Source organism: Lacinutrix mariniflava (assembly GCF_001418015.1).
Taxonomy (GTDB): domain Bacteria; phylum Bacteroidota; class Bacteroidia; order Flavobacteriales; family Flavobacteriaceae; genus Lacinutrix; species Lacinutrix mariniflava.
In genome coordinates this window covers 26,871-45,036 of record NZ_LIQG01000017.1, presented here as the reverse complement: position 1 = coordinate 45,036, position 18,166 = coordinate 26,871, and the positions used below count along the sequence as shown (strand labels likewise).

Sequence of the window (18,166 nt, the reverse complement as noted above, 5' to 3'; positions counted from 1 at the left end):
GATTAACTTGTTTTTTGTATGAAGTTTTGTAAAGCTTCAATTAACTTCTCATTCTCCTCAGGAATCCCAACAGTAATACGAATACAATTCTCAACCTGAGTATTTCTATTTCTAATAATTACTTTTTCTTCAATTAAATATTGATATGTTTTATTAGCATCATCAACTTCTACCAACAAAAAATTGGCATCTGTAGGATATATCTTTTTAACTATTGATAATTGACTTAAAGCGTCTTTTAATTTAGTTCTTTCTGAAAGAATGATATCAATGTTTTTAGTAACTTCTTCTATATTATCTAAGCTTTTTATAACCGCTTCTTGATTTAAAGTACTTACATTATAAGGTGGTTTTACACGATTATATAATTTAATAATCTCCTCACTTGCATAAGCAACTCCCACTCTAACACCTGCTAATCCCCAAGCTTTACTAAAAGTCTGGCTAACAATTAAATTGTTATACTTCTCAATATTTTTAATGAATGATCCTTGCGAACTAAAATCGATATAAGCTTCGTCTACAATTACAATACCATTAAAATTTTCTAAAACATATTCAATATCCTCAGGATTAATACTGTTTCCTGTTGGATTATTTGGTGAGCATATAAAAATGATTTTTATCTCTTCGAAATCTAAATACGGTTGTAATTGATTAAGACTAATTTGAAAATCGTTAATTAATGGTTGAGAAATGACTTCTATATTATTAATATTAGCAGACACATCGTACATACCATACGTTGGCGAAAAGGTTAATACCTTATCTTTTCCCGGTTCACAGAAAATACGAAACGCTAAATCGATAACTTCATCACTACCATTACCAACAAAAATCTGGTTTGTGTCTACCTTTTTAATAGCAGATAACTTTTGTTTAATCTCTTTTTGTTGTGGATCTGGATACCTGTTTAAATCTCCAAATGGATTCTCGTTGGCATCTAAAAACACATCAGCAGTACCTTTAAATTCATCTCTTGCAGACGAATAAGGTTTCAATGCTTTTATGTTAGCTCTTACGAGATTGTTTATGATTACACTTTGTTTCATTTTTATTATTGTTTGTCAGTTCGAGTAAAATTGCTTTTCTGCAATTTTGTATCGAGAACAGTTTTCAACTTCTAAAGCTTCTCGATACAATTTCTCATACTTCGAAATCACTCGAAGTGACATTATTTTTCTAAATCTCGAAGTCTTAAAGTTACAGCGTTTTTATGCGCTTGTAAACCTTCGGCTTCAGCCATCAACTCTATTGTTTTACCAATATTTTGAATACCTTCTTCTGTAATTTTCTGAAACGTAATTGCTTTTGTAAAACTATCTAAATTTACTCCAGAATAGGCTTTACTAAACCCATTAGTTGGTAATGTGTGGTTGGTTCCTGAAGCATAATCACCAGCGCTTTCTGGTGTATAATTACCAATAAACACAGATCCTGCATTTGCTATATTATCAATAAAAAAATCGTTGTTTTTTGTCGCAATTATTAAATGTTCAGGAGCATACTCGTTTATTAAACCTAAAGCTAAATTTGCATCTTCTATTACAAATGCTTTTGCATGTTGCAATGCCTGTTCTGCAATATTTTTTCTTGGTAACTCTAATACTTGTTTTTCCACCTCGTTAATAACTGAATTCACCATAGAAAGAGAATCTGACACTAAAATAACTTGGCTATCTACACCATGTTCTGCTTGACTCAACAAATCTGAAGCTACATAGGCCGGATTTGCACTCTCATCTGCAGCAACAAGTAACTCGCTTGGTCCTGCAGGCATATCTATTGCTACACCATGTTTTGTTGCTAATTGCTTTGCTACAGTAACATATTGGTTTCCTGGCCCAAATATTTTATAGACTTGAGGAATAGTTTCTGTACCAAACGTTAATCCTGCAATAGCTTGAATTCCACCAACTTTTATAATTTTAGTAACACCACATAATTGAGCAGCATACAAAATTTCGTTTGCTATTTCACCTGCTGTATTTGGTGGAGAACATAATACAATTTCTTTACAACCTGCAATTTGAGCAGGAACAGCCAACATTAAAACCGTAGAAAATAAAGGTGCTGTTCCAGCAGGAATATAAATACCTACTTTTTGAATGGCTCTTTTTTCTTGCCAACATTTTACACCTTTTACAGTTTCTACTTCAACTTTGTTTGTTTTTTGAGCTGCGTGAAAAGCTTCTATATTCGACTTCGCTTGTTGTATGGCTTTTTTTAGTTCTTCTGAAACTAACGCAGATGCTTTTTCAATGTCTTCAACTGTAACAGTATTTGAAGCCAATACACAACTATCAAATTTTTTGGTGTATTTAGCAATGGCATTGTCTCCATTTTTAGATACATCTTCAAAAACCTCATTTACAATAGTTTCTATAGCATCAACTGTTTGTGTTGGTCTTTTTAATACTGAAGACCATGTTGATTGTTCTGGGTTTATTATTGTTTTCATCTAGTTTCCGCGAAAGCGGTAATCTTTTAATTCTTAATTTACTTTAAGCTAAAAAACGAGTTAGCCTCTCTATACAATTTCTCTCCCGAAAGCTTTCGGGATTAAAATCACTCGACGTGACATAATTTACATTACCATTTTTTCAATTGGGCAAACCAATATACCTTGAGCGCCTTTGGCCTTAAGCTCATCGATAACATCCCAAAATTGGTTTTTATCGATTACAGAATGTACACTACTCCAACCTTCTTTAGCTAATGGTAAAACTGTTGGACTTTTCATTCCTGGTAATACCGAAATAATTTCTTCTAACTTATCGTTAGGCGCATTTAATAACACATACTTAAAATTCTGACCTCTTAATACAGATTGAATTCTAAATTGAATTTTATTCAATAACGCTTCGTTTTCATCAGACAATTTAGGTGACTTTGCTAAAACAGCTTCAGATGTTAAAAGCACTTCAACTTCTTTTAATCCGTTTTTAAATAAGGTGCTTCCACTAGAAACGATATCGCAAATACCATCTGCTAAACCTATATTAGGTGCAATTTCTACAGAACCATTAATAATATGAAGATTGGCTTTTATTCCGTTTTTATCTAAAAACTGATTTACTGTATTTGGATAAGATGTTGCAATACGCTGTCCTTCAAGATCTTTTAAACTTGTAGCTTTAGATTCTTTTGGTACTGCAATAGAAACTTTACATTTAGAAAACCCTAAACGTTCTACAATTGGTAAATCGCTACCTTTTTCTATTAAAACATTCTCACCAATAATAGCGATATCAACAACACCATCTCTTAAATACTGTGGTATATCTCCATTTCGTAAATAAAACACTTCTAAAGGAAAATTTCTGGCAACAGCTTTTAATTGATCTTTACCATTGTCTATAGAAATTCCAATGGCTTTAAGAAGTCTCATTGAATCTTCATTTAATCTTCCTGATTTCTGTACTGCAATTCTAAGTTTACTCATTTTGTTTTTTGTTATTTTGAGCACAACCAAACGGTATAAATAGAAAAATCCGTTTGATTAGCTCAAACGGATTTAAAAATATTTTGATTTTATTCAATACATCTTCAGCTCGCTTGAGTGCAAGTATGAAAATGATGATGTAATTGAATAATGTTCATTTCTGTTTTGTTATATGCAAATATTGTAAAAAAATGTTTTTAATTCCTAATGAAATGTCATTAAAATTAAATTTTTATGAAATCCTTAAGATTTCAACACTAATTTATTGATTTCCTAATATAATAGGCATTCCGCTTTCTCCAGAACCAATGATAATAACTTTACTGTTAGGCGACTCAGACAACTTTACAGTTGCTTCAATACCTTTATCTTGTAAAATTTTATCTGTTAAAGAGGCACTTAAAATACGGTTAGACTCTGCTTTACCTTTTGCATCAATAATAACTTTCTCAGCTTCTTTAGATGCTGTTACTAATCTAAACTCGTATTCTAAAGACTCTTGTTCTTGTTTTAATTTACGCTCAATCGCTTCCTTAATAGTTGGTGGCAATTTTACATCTTCTACTAAAACACGCTTTACATTTAAGTATTGACCTTCTAATAATTTAGTAACTTCGTCTAAAATTTCTTGCTCGATAACATCACGTTTACTAGAATACAATTGCTCCGGTGTATAACGTCCTACAACACTTCTAGCTGCTGCGTTTACTGCAGGATCTAATAACTCACGTTCGTAATCCTGACCTTTTGTTTGAATTAGTTTTCCTAAATTCTCGTATTCTGGTTCGTACCAAATTGTACCATTTACTTTAACTTCTAATCCATTTACAGATAATACATTCATTTCATCTGAAATAGATTGTTGACGCACTTTACGAACAATCATATCATTCCAAGGTGCAACAATATGAAAACCTTCTCCATAAGTTTTATCTGTATTAATACCATTTCCTAAACGCTCGAAAATAACACCTCCTTCTCCAGGTCCAATTGTTACAGCAGATTTTACTACTAAAAATAGTAACACTACTACACCCATTATTACTGGCACTCCCAACTTTGGTAATTTATCCATTTTATCTCTCTTATTATTTATATTAATCCGTTATATTTTCTCATAAACCACTCTATCGCTAATGTCAAAGCAATTAAAGCAAGTAAATATTTCCAATCGATTAAAGGTACGATATTTTTACTGCTCTTCTGAATTGGTTTGTAGCGCTCGTCTTTTGCCAAATCGTCTATTATTGCTTCATAATTATTAATGAAATAGCTTCCTCCATTACTTTCACTTGCAATAGCTTTTAATTTTGAAACATTAGCATTTAAAAATTGCTGTTCTATATTGTATTCTAATATTTTAAAATTACCAGATTTTGAAATGTTCTCACTAGTTGCTTTTACTGTAAATGTATAGTCTGATGCTGGCAATGTACTTAAATCGACTTGATAATTATTGTTTTTTAAAATGAAAGGAATGGTTTTAGACGTCTTACTTATTTTGTCTGTTAAAATGATATTTAAATTCTCGTTAGCATCAAACTCGTAGTTTTTATTAAAAAACTGAGCAGACATTATAATATTACTACTGCCTTGGTAAAATGATTCATAATCTAAGTTTAATCTATTTTTTCTTTTATTAGAGGCAAGGTATTGTATTAGTTTTCCTGTAAAATTATCGAAAGCATTAAAATCGTCTGTATTAATAAAACTTTGTGCTCTCCATTTCCAAAGGTTTTCTCCAAACAAAACAGCTTCTCGTCTTCCGTTTATTTCGAAGGTCGCTAAAAGTGGTTCTTCGGTATTTATAGCTCCTATTTTTTTATAAAGAATACTTTCGAAAGGCACCGAAAAAGTAGGCTCTCCAAAATTAGATAACAAAGGTGGAAAGGATTCAAAATCTAAATCGTCGACAATAAAAGAACTGTAATTTACATTTAAAGCTGGTTGATAATCTTCGGTTTGAGATGTGATATCGTGTTGATAATGCTCACTCACTTTATTAAGAAAATTGAAGTCTGTTTTAGGTCCTGCAATTATAAATTTATTTTTATTCTGAAGCTTTAAAGCATCAAACAAACCTTTAAATGAATTGTTTGGACTATACACGACAACCAGCTGTAAGTCATTTAATTGATTGATTGCTTCTTGCTGTTTTAAAAATACCACTTTTCGTTGTTCGTTAGTTTCTATACTCTTTTTTAACATCCCTAAATCTGGATGTAAAACAGAACTCACAATGGCTACTTTTGTTTTTTCGTCGACTACTTCAACCGCAAAATTCTTACTATTATTAGCTTTATTTTTTTCTGTTGCAATAGGAATTAAATTGGCGACGTAACTTTTTACACCAACACTATTTGCTGGCAAAGTGAAGTTTAAAATTTTAGAATTATTGGTTTCCGAAAAACTAACATTCTTAGAATACAGAGTATTTTTACCCGAAGTTATTACAAACTTTGTATTTACATTTTGATCGCCATTATAAACTAAAATAGCTTCTATTGGAAACTTATTCTTTAAAAACGCGTATTTATTAACGTTAAGTTGTTTTAGTTTTAAATCTGAATAACGTGTGGTATCACCAACTACTATTGGATATATTGGTTGATTGTATTTTTTTGCAGCATATTCATAATCGTTTCCATAGGTTTGATTGCCATCACTAATAATAATGGTTGGAGAAACCGTTCTTTTATATACTTGGTTTAACTCCTTAAAAGCCTTATCTATATTGGTTTGATTCTCTGTAAAGGATAATGAATCTGACGCGTTAAGTGTGTTTCCAAAAGTAAACACATCGATATTAAACTTATCTTTTAGTGTTTCGTTACTTCTAATACGCTGTAGAATATTAGCAACGTTTTCTTCTTGATTTAAATGTTTTATCGAATTAGAATTATCTATAGCAACTACTAAGTTTGGTTTTTCGTTATAAACGTTTATTTGATCGAACTTAGGATTTATAAGCAATAACAGAATACCAAAAACACTTAAAAAACGAAGGGAAGTGAAAATTGCATTCTTTTTAGGCGCACCTTTTGACTTGTATTTATACTGGAATAGCGCTAATAAAAGCGCTATTATTCCTGCGAGTATTATGTATAAGAGAGTTTGTGTTTGCAATTAAAGACTATTAACCGATTTATTTATAAATTGAATTTGTTTTTTTGTTAGAGTGAATTTCATACCAGGATTTAAATGATGACGCAAGACTATCTCTCCTGATTTACTATTAAAAATATTAATAATTCTAGCTCCACTATTAATCCTTGTGAAATTTAGATAATAAAATTCTTCACCATCAAGAATTTTTTGATTTATTTCCTCTTCCTCTTTTACATCATATTCATAATCATAATCTTCCATTAAAGCTTCAAACTTATCAGCTTTTTTACGATTAATAAATAATTTCTGGTATTTAGAAATAATCAAAGTGTTCTCTTTTAGCTTTTTTAATTCTGGCAAAAAATCTTGAGCATACAACCAATAACTTTTGTTTTCAGAAATCAAACTACTAACCTTCTGAAAATAGTTTTTTAAGTATCCTAATTTATAATTAACGAATAAATCTTTTGAGAAAAGTGATTTTTCACCTACACCATCATTTTTATATAGACTACGAAGTAATTCTCCATTTGGAGCAAGAAATATATCTGCTACTCGTTCTTTGTTTTTGCTGAAAATATTTCTTGATTTTTCTTGATAATTTTTTTTTGCTTTTTTAAGCTTACTTAATGACTCTTTTACTGAATTTAGTTTATCCGGATTTATAAAATAAAAATTAATTAACGAAATCACAGATATTAACCCAGATCTTACTCCGTTTTTTTGTTTTGATGATGAGTAAGCTTGTAATTCAGCAAAAGAATATTTGCCATTTAGATATTTTGTTCTATCCAACTCATTGATATCAACAATTTCATATGGAGTTACTGTCCAATTATTTTTTAATATTGACTCATATTGCTCCTTTTCAAAAACATTCGATAAAATAAAAATTGTTGTAGTGTTCTTAAAATATTCAAAATTTTCTTTTTTGATTTCTTTGAGGTTTCCTGCAAGTTTCTGTGAACTTGAAATTTGAGCTTTAATCGCTACTGTAAAGAAAACAGCTAATATTATTAATAAATTCTTCAAATTAATTCTAGTTTTTATTATTTAAAATATATTATACTTAATCTAATAACTATGTTAACATTCCGCCATCAACATTCAACGTCTGCCCTGTAACATAAGCTGACATATCGCTTGCTAAGAAAACACAAACATTAGCTATGTCTTCTGGTGTTCCACCACGTTTTAAAGGAATGGCATTTCGCCATGTTTTAACGGTTTCTTCGTCTAACTTTGCAGTCATCTCAGTTTCTATAAAACCTGGAGCAACTACATTACTTCTAATGTTTCTTGATCCTAATTCTAAAGCTACAGATTTAGAAAAACCAATAATTCCTGCTTTAGAAGCTGCATAGTTTGTTTGTCCAGCGTTTCCTTTTACACCAACAACAGAACTCATATTAATAATTGAGCCTTTACGTTGCTTTAACATTGGTCGCATTACTGCCTTGGTCATGTTAAAAACAGATTTTAGGTTCACTTCGATTACTTTATCGAAGTCATCCTCTCCCATTCTCATTAACAAATTATCTTTTGTAATTCCTGCATTATTAATTAAAATGTCGATACTACCAAATTCGGCTAACACCTCTTCAGCTAATTTTTGAGAGTCTTCAAAATTCGCTGCATTACTTTTATATCCTTTTGCTTTAACACCTAAAGCATTTAATTCTTTTTCTAATGCGTTAGCTGCTTCTACAGAAGAGCTGTATGTAAATGCAACATTAGCACCTTGTTGTGCAAATACTTGCGCGATACCTTTTCCAATACCTCTACTTGCTCCTGTAATTATGGCTGTTTTACCTTCTAAAAGTTTCATATGTATTTATTTGTTATTTTTTCAAGTCACATGCTCTTCACTTCCAATCCATCTAATAATCGATAGATTTTATAGCATGCTCGTTTCATATAAAAATTGGTTTAATTGTGTTTCAAATATAGTAATTACTATGTTCTTCGGAATAAAAAATCCTCACAAATTAAAGTATTTGTGAGGATTTAATAACTAATTACTGACTCTGTCAGAATATCAAGATTTATTACAACTTAACGTCTTGTGCTTTTTCGTAATTAAACAAATGATCGACATCCATTTCCTGTACTTCACCTAATTTCTTAAGTGCTTTGAAATCAATATCTTTTTTATTACCAACAACCATTACGTTATAGTTTTCACCTTTAATGTTTGTATTAAAGAAGTCACGTAAATCTGCCATTGTCATGCTTTGAATAGCATTATACATCTCCTCACGGTTATCATTATCTATTCCTAATTTTTGAAGTCTTTCATAACTCCAAAAAATGTTAGATTTTGTAATACGCTGAGCAGCTAACTTCTTTAATGTAGACTCTTTAGCTGCAATAAATTGCTCTTCTGCTTCTGGCATATTATTCATTAAATCCATCATAGCTTCAACCGCTTGAGGCATTTTATTAGCTTGAGTTCCAATATACGCCATCACATAGTTAGAATCATCTAATTTACGTGCTGTAGAATAATTAGACCAAGCAGAATACGCTAATGATTTAGACTCACGAATTTCTTGAAATACAATAGAAGATAAACCACCTCCAAAATATGTGTTAAACAGTGTAGAAGCTGCCATGTTTTCTGCTTTAAAAGGCTCTCCTTTTGCTAAAAACATCATTTCACTTTGTACCATATCGTAATCTACAAAATACACGTTACCACCAGTTTCTTTTTCCTCATAAACTATAGCTTCTGGATACTCCTCTAGTTTTTCTGGCACTTTATGAAAAGTATTTAAAGCAGAAACTGCTTCATCTACATCTTTACCGTAATAAAAAATACGTTGATTATAATTTTTTAAATTCTTAGTTATATCTACAAGTTCTTGTGGTTCTATTTTTTCTAATTCGCTAACAGAAATGATGTTTCTTAGTCTTGAATTTTCTCCATATTTAGCATAATTCATTAAGCCAGAACGCAAAATACTACCTTTATTCGTTTTGTTATTTTGTCTTCCTTTACCAATTGACTCTACATATTTACCATAAGCCTCTTTATTTGGTACTGCATTTTCCCAAAGGTGTTCTAATAACTCTAATCCTTTTGGTAAGTTTTCTTTTAACCCACTTAAACCAACAAATGTTTGTTCTCCTCCTGTATTTACAGAATAATCAATTCCTAACTTGTAGAATTCTTTCTTTAAAGCTTCAGCCGAATACTTCTCTGTCCCTAAGTACTCAAGGTAACCAACTGCTAAACCTAATTTCTTATCACTATCACTTCCCATGTCGAAAATAATATTCATAGTAAACAAATCGTTAGTTTCATTTTCAATATATGAAACATTTAAACCACTATTAGTTTTCTTTTCTTTTATAGCTGAAGTGTAATCAACATATAACGGCGCTAATGGTTTAGATGTCTTTGCGTTAAATGCTTTTATGTAATCTGAAGATAGATCTCTATTTAGCTTAACTGGCGTTATACCTGGGTTAGATACTTTTACAATATTGCTGTCTTCTCCTTTACGCTTATATGTAACTACGTAGTTATCTTTATAAAAGGTATTAGCGAAATCTACTAATTCTTGTTTCGTGATTTTCTTTAAATCGTTTAAGAATCTTACTTTATCATTCCAATTTACTCTATGAATAAAAGCATCAAAATATGCCGAAGCCAATGCTGTACTATTTTCATATTCCTGAAGTTGCGATTTTTTAAGATCGTTAATTACTGCATCCATCATCCAATCTTCAAACTCACCTTTTTTAAGTTTTTCAATTTGTCCTAAAATTAATTCTTTAACTTCATCAAGAGATTGCCCTTCCTTTGGAGAACCCGAAAAACTATGGTATCCATAATCATTTAAGAATGTTGGACTACAACCTGCTCTTTGCACTAATTGCTTCTGATTTAAGTTTAAATCAATTAATCCTGCATTTCCGTTTGCTAAAATCATATCACAAAGGGTTACTAACTTTTCTTCCTTAGTATTTACTGCTCCTGCACGATATGCAATAGACACACTTTCTGAAGTTGGCCCAAAAACCTCTGTAGTTAATACACTTGTTATTGCTTCTTCTTTTGGTAATACTGGATGTATAACCTCTTTACGTTCTAGTTTTCCAAAAGTAGCTTCTACTTCTTTTATTGTTGCATCAAAATCTAAATCTCCTACCAATACCATTGCCATATTATTTGGTACGTAATATTTGTCGAAATAATTATTAATATCAACTAAAGAAGGATTCTTTAAATGTTCTGCTGTACCTATAGTTTTTTGTTGCCCATAAGGATGATTTGGAAATAAACCATCTAACATTGCTGCATAACGTTTTCTACCATCATTATCTTGTCCTCTATTAAACTCTTCGAATACCGCTTCTAATTCCGTATGAAATAAACGTAATACTAATTTACTAAAACGTTCTTCTTCCAGCGCTAACCACTTACTAAGTTCGTTTGCAGGTATTTTGTTTTTGTAAACTGTTTCCTCATACCAAGTATGTGCGTTAGTTCCTGTTGCTCCAAGTGAGCTTGTCATTTTATCATACTCATTTGCTACAGAATAGTTTGAAGCTTCTAAAGATACTTTATCGATTTCACGATAAAGTTCTAGTTTTTTATCAGGATCTTGCTCTGCTCTGTGCTGCTCGTATAAATCTGAAATTTTATCTAAATACACTTTCTCTTTTTCGTAATCTACAGTACCTATTTCGTCAGTTCCTTTAAAAACCATGTGTTCTAGGTAATGTGCTAAACCTGTAGATTCTTTAGGATCGTAATTAGAACCAGCTCTTACCGCAATGTAAGTTTGTATTTTAGGTTCGTCTGTGTTTTTACTCATATACACTTTTAGACCATTGTCTAAGGTGTACAAACGTAATCCTGTTGGATCGTTTTCAACAGTTTCATAAGTAAAACCATTTGCGTCTTTTTGACTTTCTACAGCGTAAGCCATTGGTTTGGTTTCTTCTTTCTTACAGCTATAAACTAAAGCTACAAACAAAAGAATAACCACAAATTTTGATTTTTTCATTGGTAATTGATTTTTGGTTGGTGTTATTAATATTTCCTTTTTTAGTATCACAACTAAACTCACTATCTGTTTTTAAAGAAAATGAGTGTTTTGTAAAACGAAAAAGTTCGTTAGCTAATTTACAGCCAACGAACTTAATACGTTAATATATTACATATATTTTAACAGAATTTAACTATTAAAACATTGAAATTTTAAAAGCCTATCCTAAAACTTCTTTAACTTTTTTACCTATTTCAGCAGGAGAATCTACAACGTGAATTCCACATGCTCTCATAATTTCTTTTTTAGCTTGAGCGGTATCATCACTTCCTCCAACAATTGCACCAGCATGTCCCATAGTACGACCTGCAGGAGCAGTTTCACCAGCAATAAAACCAATAACTGGTTTTTTAGATCCACTAGCTTTATACCAATTAGCAGCATCTGCTTCTAATTGACCTCCAATTTCACCAATCATAACAACTGCTTCAGTTTCTGGATCGTTAATTAATAACTCAACAGCTTCCTTGGTCGTTGTTCCAATAATTGGATCTCCACCAATACCAATTGCAGTAGTAATTCCTAAACCTTGTTTTACAACTTGATCAGCAGCCTCATAAGTTAATGTTCCAGATTTAGAAACAATACCAACAGTACCTTTTTTGAAAACAAAACCTGGCATAATACCAACTTTAGCTTCACCTGGAGTAATAACTCCTGGACAGTTAGGGCCTATTAATCTACACTCTTTTCCTTTGATGTAGTCTGATGCTTTGATCATGTCTGCAACAGGAATACCTTCAGTAATACAAATAATTACTTTAATACCTGCTTCTGCAGCTTCCATAATAGCATCTGCAGCGAAAGCTGGTGGTACAAAAATAATAGTTGTATCTGCACCTACTTTTGTAACAGCTTCTTCAACTGTATTAAAAACTGGTCTGTCTAAGTGTGTTTGACCTCCTTTTCCTGGAGTTACACCACCAACAACATTTGTTCCGTACTCAATCATTTGTCCAGCGTGAAATGTTCCTTCACTACCAGTAAATCCTTGAACAATAATTTTTGAATCTTTGTTTACTAAAACGCTCATTTGTATGTATTTTGTCCCATTGTCTTTTCAGACATTTCCCTAAAAGGAAACAAAAATGGAGTTGTTTTTATTTATTTGTAACAAAAGTAAGTTTTTGAAAGCAAATTTTTAAATGTATTTATAACTTTATTTCAGAAAAAGATGTTAAGTTTTCAACACTATCATCTAATTTCTGACTTATCTCGTGTCCTTTGTATAATTTATTGTCTTTAACCTCCCAAATTGAAATAAAATGAGCTAACGGCTCTTCCTTAGTTGGCCTTTCAATAGTAGTACAGTAAATAGTATATCTCGCGGTAATTGTATCACCATCTCCTAAAAGATGACTCAATCTATAATTAAATGATAAATAGGATTCCTTTACACCCTTAAGCATTTCTGCAATACCCGCTTTATTAATAGTTGAAAATCCTTGACTACTATTCCAATGCAAAACACAGTCTTCATGAAACATGTCGATTATATTTTCATCTAGTGCTAAATTTGAATCGTAAAAAGCTTTAACTATTTTTTTAGCAGACATCTATTTATTTTTTAATTGATCCATAATATTAGGAATTTGCTTTACATAAGCAAGCTCTTTTAATTTAACTCTTGCTTCTTCAATTGGTGTTCCAAAATAGCTTTTTCCACCGGCAACAGATTTTGTAACACCTGTTTGACCAAGGATAATTGCTTTTTTTCCAATAGTAATGCCGCTATTTGTACCTACTTGTCCCCAAATTGTTACTTCGTCTTCAATTATACAACAACCTGCAATACCAACTTGTGATGCAATAAGGCATTTTTTACCAATTACAGTATCATGCCCAACCTGTATCTGGTTATCTAATTTTGATCCAGCGCCAATAGTTGTATCTCCTGTTACTCCTTTATCAATTGTACATAGAGCACCAATATCTACATTATCTTCAATAACAACGCGACCTCCAGAAATTAATTGATCGAAACCTTCTGGTCTATTTTTGTAATAAAAAGCACTTGCTCCTAAAATAGTTCCTGAATGTATAGTGACATTATTACCAATAACCGCATCGTCGTAAATTGTAACATTTGCATGAATAACACAATTATTACCAATTGTTACATTATTACCAATAAAACAATTTGGTTGCACTACCGTGTTCTCTCCTATTTTAGCAGAAGGTGAAATACTACTAATCGCAGGTTGAAAAGGCTTAAAATAATTAGTTAGTTTGTTAAAATCACGAAAAGGATCGTCACTTATTAGAAGTGCTTTTCCTTCTGGGCAATCTACATCTTTGTTAATTAAAACAATAGTAGCTGCAGATTGCAAAGCTTTATCATAGTATTTAGGATGATCTACAAAAACAATATCTCCTGGTTCTACTACGTGAATTTCATTCATTCCTAAAACCTGAAAATCATCTGCTCCAACATAATCACAGTTGATTATTTGGGCAACTTCTTTTAAGTTATGTGGATTTGGGAATTTCATTTTTTTTTATTTCAATGTATAAAGTCTAATTTACAGCAAGAAACCTTACCCTAAACTAAAAACTTCTAACTTTATTTATTCTTTTACGCGCTCTTTGTACGTTCCTTTTGTTGTTTCAACCTTAATCTTATCACCTTCATTTATAAACAAAGGGACATTTACTTCCGCACCTGTTTCAACAGTTGCTGGCTTAGTTGCATTAGTTGCCGTGTTTCCTTTTACTCCTGGCTCTGTAGCTGTAATTTCTAAAATAACTGTTGCAGGCAATTCTACCGACAATGGCATATTGTCCTCAGTGTTAATTTGAATAGTCACCACTTCTCCTTCTTTCATTAATCCAGGATTATCCAAAGCAGCTTCCAAAAGTCTTATTTGTGTGTAATCTGATTCATTCATAAAATGATAAAATTCACCATCATTATATAGATATTGAAATTTATGAGTTTCTACACGAACATCTTCCAATTTATGTCCAGCAGAAAATGTATTGTCTAATACTTTTCCATTGGTAACACTTTTCATTTTAGTACGAACAAAAGCAGGACCTTTTCCTGGTTTTACATGAAGAAATTCAATAATTTTATAAATATCATTATTGTATTTAATACATAATCCGTTTCTTATATCTGAAGTAGTAGCCATATTCTTTAAATTTATTTTTTAATTTGATTTGAAGTAACCTTTCATAATACCACGATGAGAATTCTTAATAAACTGAAGAATCTCGTCGCGTTCTGTTGTTGCTTCCATTTCTGCTTCTATAATACCAGCAGCTTGTGTATTGTTATAATTTTTTTGATATAATATTCTAAATATATCCTGAATTTCTCTTATTTTCTCTGTTGTATAACCTCTTCTTCTTAATCCTACAGAATTAATTCCAACATAAGACAAAGGTTCTCTACCAGCTTTTACAAAAGGTGGCACATCTTTTCTTACTAAAGAACCTCCAGTTACAAATGCATGATTTCCTACTGAACAAAACTGGTGGATTGCTGTCATTCCCGCCAATATTACATAATCACCAATGGTAATATGTCCTGCAAGTGTACTATTATTAGAAAAAATACAATTATTTCCAACAATACAATCGTGTGCAATATGGCAATATGCCATTATTAAACAATTATCTCCAATAATTGTTTTCATTCTATCTGTGGTACCTCTATTAATAGTAACGCATTCTCTAATAGTTACGTTGTCACCTATAATAGTTAACGTATCTTCATCATCATACTTTAAATCCTGCGGTACAGCTGAGATTACAGAGCCTGGAAAAATACTGCAATTTTTACCTATTCGAGCACCTTCCATAATAGTTACATTACTTCCAATCCAAGTCCCTTCTCCAATGGTAACATTATTATATATAGTCGTAAAAGGCTCAATAACTACATTTTTCGCGATTTTTGCTCCTGGATGTACGTATGCTAAGGGTTGGTTCATTTTTATATTATTTATTGTAAAAGGTAAAATTTATTCGCTGTTTAACGTTTTTTATTTAGAGTAATAAAGTGTTAGTCCTTTCACTACTCTAATGCACTAATAAATTATTTTATTTTAGATATTTGTGCCATTAATTCGGCTTCTGCACATAATTTCCCATTCGCATAAGCATAACCTTGCATATGACAAATACCTCTTCTTATTGGTGTAATTAATTCACATTTAAAAATTAAGGTATCACCAGGTACTACTTTTTGCTTAAATTTCACTTTATCCATTTTCATAAAAAATGTTAGGTAATTTTCTGGATCAGGAACAGTACTTAATACTAGAATACCTCCTGTTTGCGCCATGGCTTCTACAATTAGCACACCTGGCATTACTGGAGAGCCCGGAAAATGACCTTTAAAGAACTCTTCGTTCATAGTCACATTTTTCATTCCAATAACTTTGGAGTTCGTTAACTCAAAAACCTTATCAAGTAATAAAAAGGGTTGCCTATGCGGTAACATATCCATTATTTGATTAACATCCATTAATGGTGGCTGATTTAAATCTATAGAAGGAACATTGTTACGTCTTTCATTTTTAATCAATTTAGACATTTTCTTTGCAAACTGTGTATTTACAAAGTGTCCAGGCTTATTCGCAATAACTTTTCCACGAATTCTGGTACCTATTAATGCCAAATCTCCGATAACATCTAATAACTTATGCCTTGCCGCTTCATTAGGGTGGTGCAAAGTTAGATTATCAAGAATACCATTGGGTTTTACCGTTATTTTATCCTTGTTAAAAGCGACTTGTAATTTTTCCATTGTTTCTGGCGACAATTCTTTGTCCACATAAACGATAGCATTGTTTAAATCTCCACCTTTAATTAAACCGTGTTCTAAAAGAGATTCTAATTCATGTAAAAAACTAAATGTACGTGCCTCTGAGATATCCTTTTTAAAATCTGATAAACGATTAAGTGTCGCATTTTGAGTACCCAAAACTTTAGTACCAAAATCTACCATAGTCGTAACTTGGTATTCTTTTGCCGGCATAACCAGAATTTCACTACCAGATTCTTCGTCTAAATACGAAATAACATCTTTTACAACATATTCTTCGCGAAACGCTTCTAACTCTATAATTCCGGCTTTCTCAATAGCTTCTACAAAGAATTTTGAAGATCCATCCATAATTGGAGGCTCAGCGTTATCTAATTCTATAATTGCATTATCGATGTCTAAACCTACAAATGCAGCTAAAACATGCTCACATGTTTGTATAGTTACACCATTTTTCTCTAAACAAGTGCCACGCTGTGTGTTTGTAACATAGTTAGCATCTGCTTCTATAACCGGACTACCTTCAAGATCTATTCGTTTAAAAGCGAATCCAGAATTTACTGGAGCAGGTTTAAAAGTTAGAGATACACTTTTTCCTGTATGTAGTCCTACACCAGTTAAAGAGACTTCACCACCTATGGTTTTCTGTTTAATTTCCGAATTAACTATTGCCATTTCCTTTTTTTTCTAACTCGTTTATAGTTTTAACTAATTTAGGTAAATTTTTAAAGTAAACATAAGATTTATTCCAGTCACCATAACCAAAGGCTGGTGAACCTTGTAAAACATCGTTGTCCTTTATATTTTTACCCACACCAGACTGTGCTTGTATTTTAACATTATTTCCAATTACTAAATGTCCTGCAAAACCTACTTGACCTCCTATTTGGCAATTTTCACCAATTTTAGTAGAACCTGCAACGCCTGCTTGCGCTGCAATTACTGTATTTTTCCCAATTTCAACATTATGCGCAATTTGAATCTGATTATCTAACTTAACACCTCTTCTAATTATAGTAGATCCTAAAGTAGCTCTATCTATTGTAGTTGCCGCTCCTACATCTACAAAATCTTCTATAATAACATTTCCAATCTGTGGTACCTTATCATACTCACCCGCTTCGTTTGGTGCGAAACCAAATCCATCTGCACCAATTATTGCTCCAGAGTTTATAACACAGTTTTTACCTATTATACATTCTGAATAAATTTTCGCTCCTGCAAATAACACTGTATCATCACCAATAGTTACATTATCTCCAATGTAACATCCTGGAAAAATTTTTACATTATTTCCAATAACAACTTGCTCTCCTATGTATGAAAATGCTCCCACATAAATATCACTACCTACTGCGGCAGACTCTGACATAAAAGAAGGTTGTTCAATTCCAAACTTATTAAGCTTGACCTGGTTGTAGTATTCTAATAGTTTTGAAAACGACTTATAAGCATCATCAACTTTTATTAAAGTTGTTGTAATTTCTTGCTCTGGCTCGAAATCTTTATTTACAATAGCAATAGATGCTTTTGTACTATATATATAAGGAGTGTATTTAGGATTGGCCAAAAAGGTTAAAGCACCTTCTACACCTTCCTCTATTTTTGATAATTTAGAAACTTCCGCTTGTGGATTACCCACAACATCTCCTTCTAAAATACCAGCTATTTGTTCTGCTGTAAATTTCATCTCTCGCAAAAATAGAAAAAATGTATCATATAATGTAGGTTGTTTAAGAGTTGTTTGTATCTAACAGAGCTAAAAGCCTATTAACCAAA

General features: G+C 31.6%; 15 protein-coding genes. All 15 read right to left on the bottom strand.

The window, feature by feature from the left end; genetic code table 11:
- Nucleotides 1–2: 2 nt before the first annotated feature.
- Nucleotides 3–1,052, bottom strand: a complete 1,050-nt coding sequence (hisC, locus tag ASC44_RS01675; RefSeq protein WP_055445892.1) for a histidinol-phosphate transaminase — start codon at nt 1,050–1,052, stop codon at nt 3–5.
- Nucleotides 1,053–1,174: 122 nt separating this feature from the next.
- Nucleotides 1,175–2,461, bottom strand: a complete 1,287-nt coding sequence (gene hisD / locus ASC44_RS01670) for a histidinol dehydrogenase (RefSeq protein WP_055445891.1) — start codon at nt 2,459–2,461, stop codon at nt 1,175–1,177.
- 126 nt (nt 2,462–2,587) lie between these two features.
- On the bottom strand, nt 2,588–3,445 hold the full coding sequence (gene hisG, locus ASC44_RS01665) for an ATP phosphoribosyltransferase (protein ID WP_055445890.1): 858 nt from the start codon (nt 3,443–3,445) through the stop codon (nt 2,588–2,590).
- A gap of 262 nt (nt 3,446–3,707) precedes the next feature.
- On the bottom strand, nt 3,708–4,520 hold the full coding sequence (locus ASC44_RS01660; protein ID WP_055445889.1) for a prohibitin family protein: 813 nt from the start codon (nt 4,518–4,520) through the stop codon (nt 3,708–3,710).
- 17 nt (nt 4,521–4,537) lie between these two features.
- Complete coding sequence (locus tag ASC44_RS01655; RefSeq protein ID WP_055445888.1) at nt 4,538–6,571, bottom strand: vWA domain-containing protein; 2,034 nt, start codon at nt 6,569–6,571, stop codon at nt 4,538–4,540.
- On the bottom strand, nt 6,572–7,585 hold the full coding sequence (locus ASC44_RS01650) for a hypothetical protein (RefSeq protein WP_055445887.1): 1,014 nt from the start codon (nt 7,583–7,585) through the stop codon (nt 6,572–6,574).
- A 49-nt stretch (nt 7,586–7,634) separates the two neighbouring features.
- Nucleotides 7,635–8,381, bottom strand: coding sequence for a 3-oxoacyl-[acyl-carrier-protein] reductase (fabG, locus tag ASC44_RS01645; RefSeq protein ID WP_055445886.1), 747 nt, complete (start codon nt 8,379–8,381; stop codon nt 7,635–7,637).
- Nucleotides 8,382–8,601: 220 nt separating this feature from the next.
- Nucleotides 8,602–11,571: a M16 family metallopeptidase gene (locus tag ASC44_RS01640; protein WP_055446071.1), complete on the bottom strand. Its 2,970-nt coding sequence runs from the start codon at nt 11,569–11,571 to the stop codon at nt 8,602–8,604.
- A 202-nt stretch (nt 11,572–11,773) separates the two neighbouring features.
- Entirely contained in the window at nt 11,774–12,646 is an 873-nt protein-coding gene (sucD, locus tag ASC44_RS01635) for a succinate--CoA ligase subunit alpha (protein ID WP_055445885.1), read from the bottom strand.
- 118 nt (nt 12,647–12,764) lie between these two features.
- Nucleotides 12,765–13,169, bottom strand: coding sequence for a nuclear transport factor 2 family protein (locus tag ASC44_RS01630; protein ID WP_055445884.1), 405 nt, complete (start codon nt 13,167–13,169; stop codon nt 12,765–12,767).
- Nucleotides 13,170–14,105, bottom strand: coding sequence for a UDP-3-O-(3-hydroxymyristoyl)glucosamine N-acyltransferase (locus tag ASC44_RS01625; RefSeq protein ID WP_055445883.1), 936 nt, complete (start codon nt 14,103–14,105; stop codon nt 13,170–13,172).
- Nucleotides 14,106–14,180: 75 nt separating this feature from the next.
- On the bottom strand, nt 14,181–14,747 hold the full coding sequence (gene efp / locus ASC44_RS01620) for an elongation factor P (RefSeq protein WP_055445882.1): 567 nt from the start codon (nt 14,745–14,747) through the stop codon (nt 14,181–14,183).
- 18 nt (nt 14,748–14,765) lie between these two features.
- The gene (gene lpxA / locus ASC44_RS01615; protein WP_055445881.1) at nt 14,766–15,551 is read right to left on the bottom strand and encodes an acyl-ACP--UDP-N-acetylglucosamine O-acyltransferase; all 786 of its coding nucleotides are present in this window, start codon (nt 15,549–15,551) and stop codon (nt 14,766–14,768) included.
- A gap of 104 nt (nt 15,552–15,655) precedes the next feature.
- Complete coding sequence (locus ASC44_RS01610) at nt 15,656–17,062, bottom strand: bifunctional UDP-3-O-[3-hydroxymyristoyl] N-acetylglucosamine deacetylase/3-hydroxyacyl-ACP dehydratase (RefSeq protein WP_055445880.1); 1,407 nt, start codon at nt 17,060–17,062, stop codon at nt 15,656–15,658.
- Nucleotides 17,049–18,077 (bottom strand): UDP-3-O-(3-hydroxymyristoyl)glucosamine N-acyltransferase, encoded by a 1,029-nt coding sequence (gene lpxD / locus ASC44_RS01605; protein ID WP_055445879.1) that lies wholly within the window; start codon nt 18,075–18,077, stop codon nt 17,049–17,051. Before lpxD ends, ASC44_RS01610 begins: the two co-directional genes overlap by 14 nt.
- Between the last annotated feature and the right edge of the window lie 89 nt (nt 18,078–18,166).

What these genes read in the sequence shown, in the direction of transcription:
- sucD (WP_055445885.1), bottom strand. Translation starts at nt 12,646, where the DNA reads ATGAGCGTTTTAGTAAACAAAGATTCAAAAATTATTGTTCAAGGATTT.
- ASC44_RS01610 (WP_055445880.1), bottom strand. Translation starts at nt 17,062, where the DNA reads ATGGCAATAGTTAATTCGGAAATTAAACAGAAAACCATAGGTGGTGAA.
- lpxA (WP_055445881.1), bottom strand. Translation starts at nt 15,551, where the DNA reads ATGAACCAACCCTTAGCATACGTACATCCAGGAGCAAAAATCGCGAAA.
- fabG (WP_055445886.1), bottom strand. Translation starts at nt 8,381, where the DNA reads ATGAAACTTTTAGAAGGTAAAACAGCCATAATTACAGGAGCAAGTAGA.
- ASC44_RS01630 (WP_055445884.1), bottom strand. Translation starts at nt 13,169, where the DNA reads ATGTCTGCTAAAAAAATAGTTAAAGCTTTTTACGATTCAAATTTAGCA.
- ASC44_RS01640 (WP_055446071.1), bottom strand. Translation starts at nt 11,571, where the DNA reads ATGAAAAAATCAAAATTTGTGGTTATTCTTTTGTTTGTAGCTTTAGTT.
- hisD (WP_055445891.1), bottom strand. Translation starts at nt 2,461, where the DNA reads ATGAAAACAATAATAAACCCAGAACAATCAACATGGTCTTCAGTATTA.
- hisG (WP_055445890.1), bottom strand. Translation starts at nt 3,445, where the DNA reads ATGAGTAAACTTAGAATTGCAGTACAGAAATCAGGAAGATTAAATGAA.
- ASC44_RS01625 (WP_055445883.1), bottom strand. Translation starts at nt 14,105, where the DNA reads ATGAAATTCCCAAATCCACATAACTTAAAAGAAGTTGCCCAAATAATC.
- efp (WP_055445882.1), bottom strand. Translation starts at nt 14,747, where the DNA reads ATGGCTACTACTTCAGATATAAGAAACGGATTATGTATTAAATACAAT.
- lpxD (WP_055445879.1), bottom strand. Translation starts at nt 18,077, where the DNA reads ATGAAATTTACAGCAGAACAAATAGCTGGTATTTTAGAAGGAGATGTT.
- hisC (WP_055445892.1), bottom strand. Translation starts at nt 1,052, where the DNA reads ATGAAACAAAGTGTAATCATAAACAATCTCGTAAGAGCTAACATAAAA.
- ASC44_RS01660 (WP_055445889.1), bottom strand. Translation starts at nt 4,520, where the DNA reads ATGGATAAATTACCAAAGTTGGGAGTGCCAGTAATAATGGGTGTAGTA.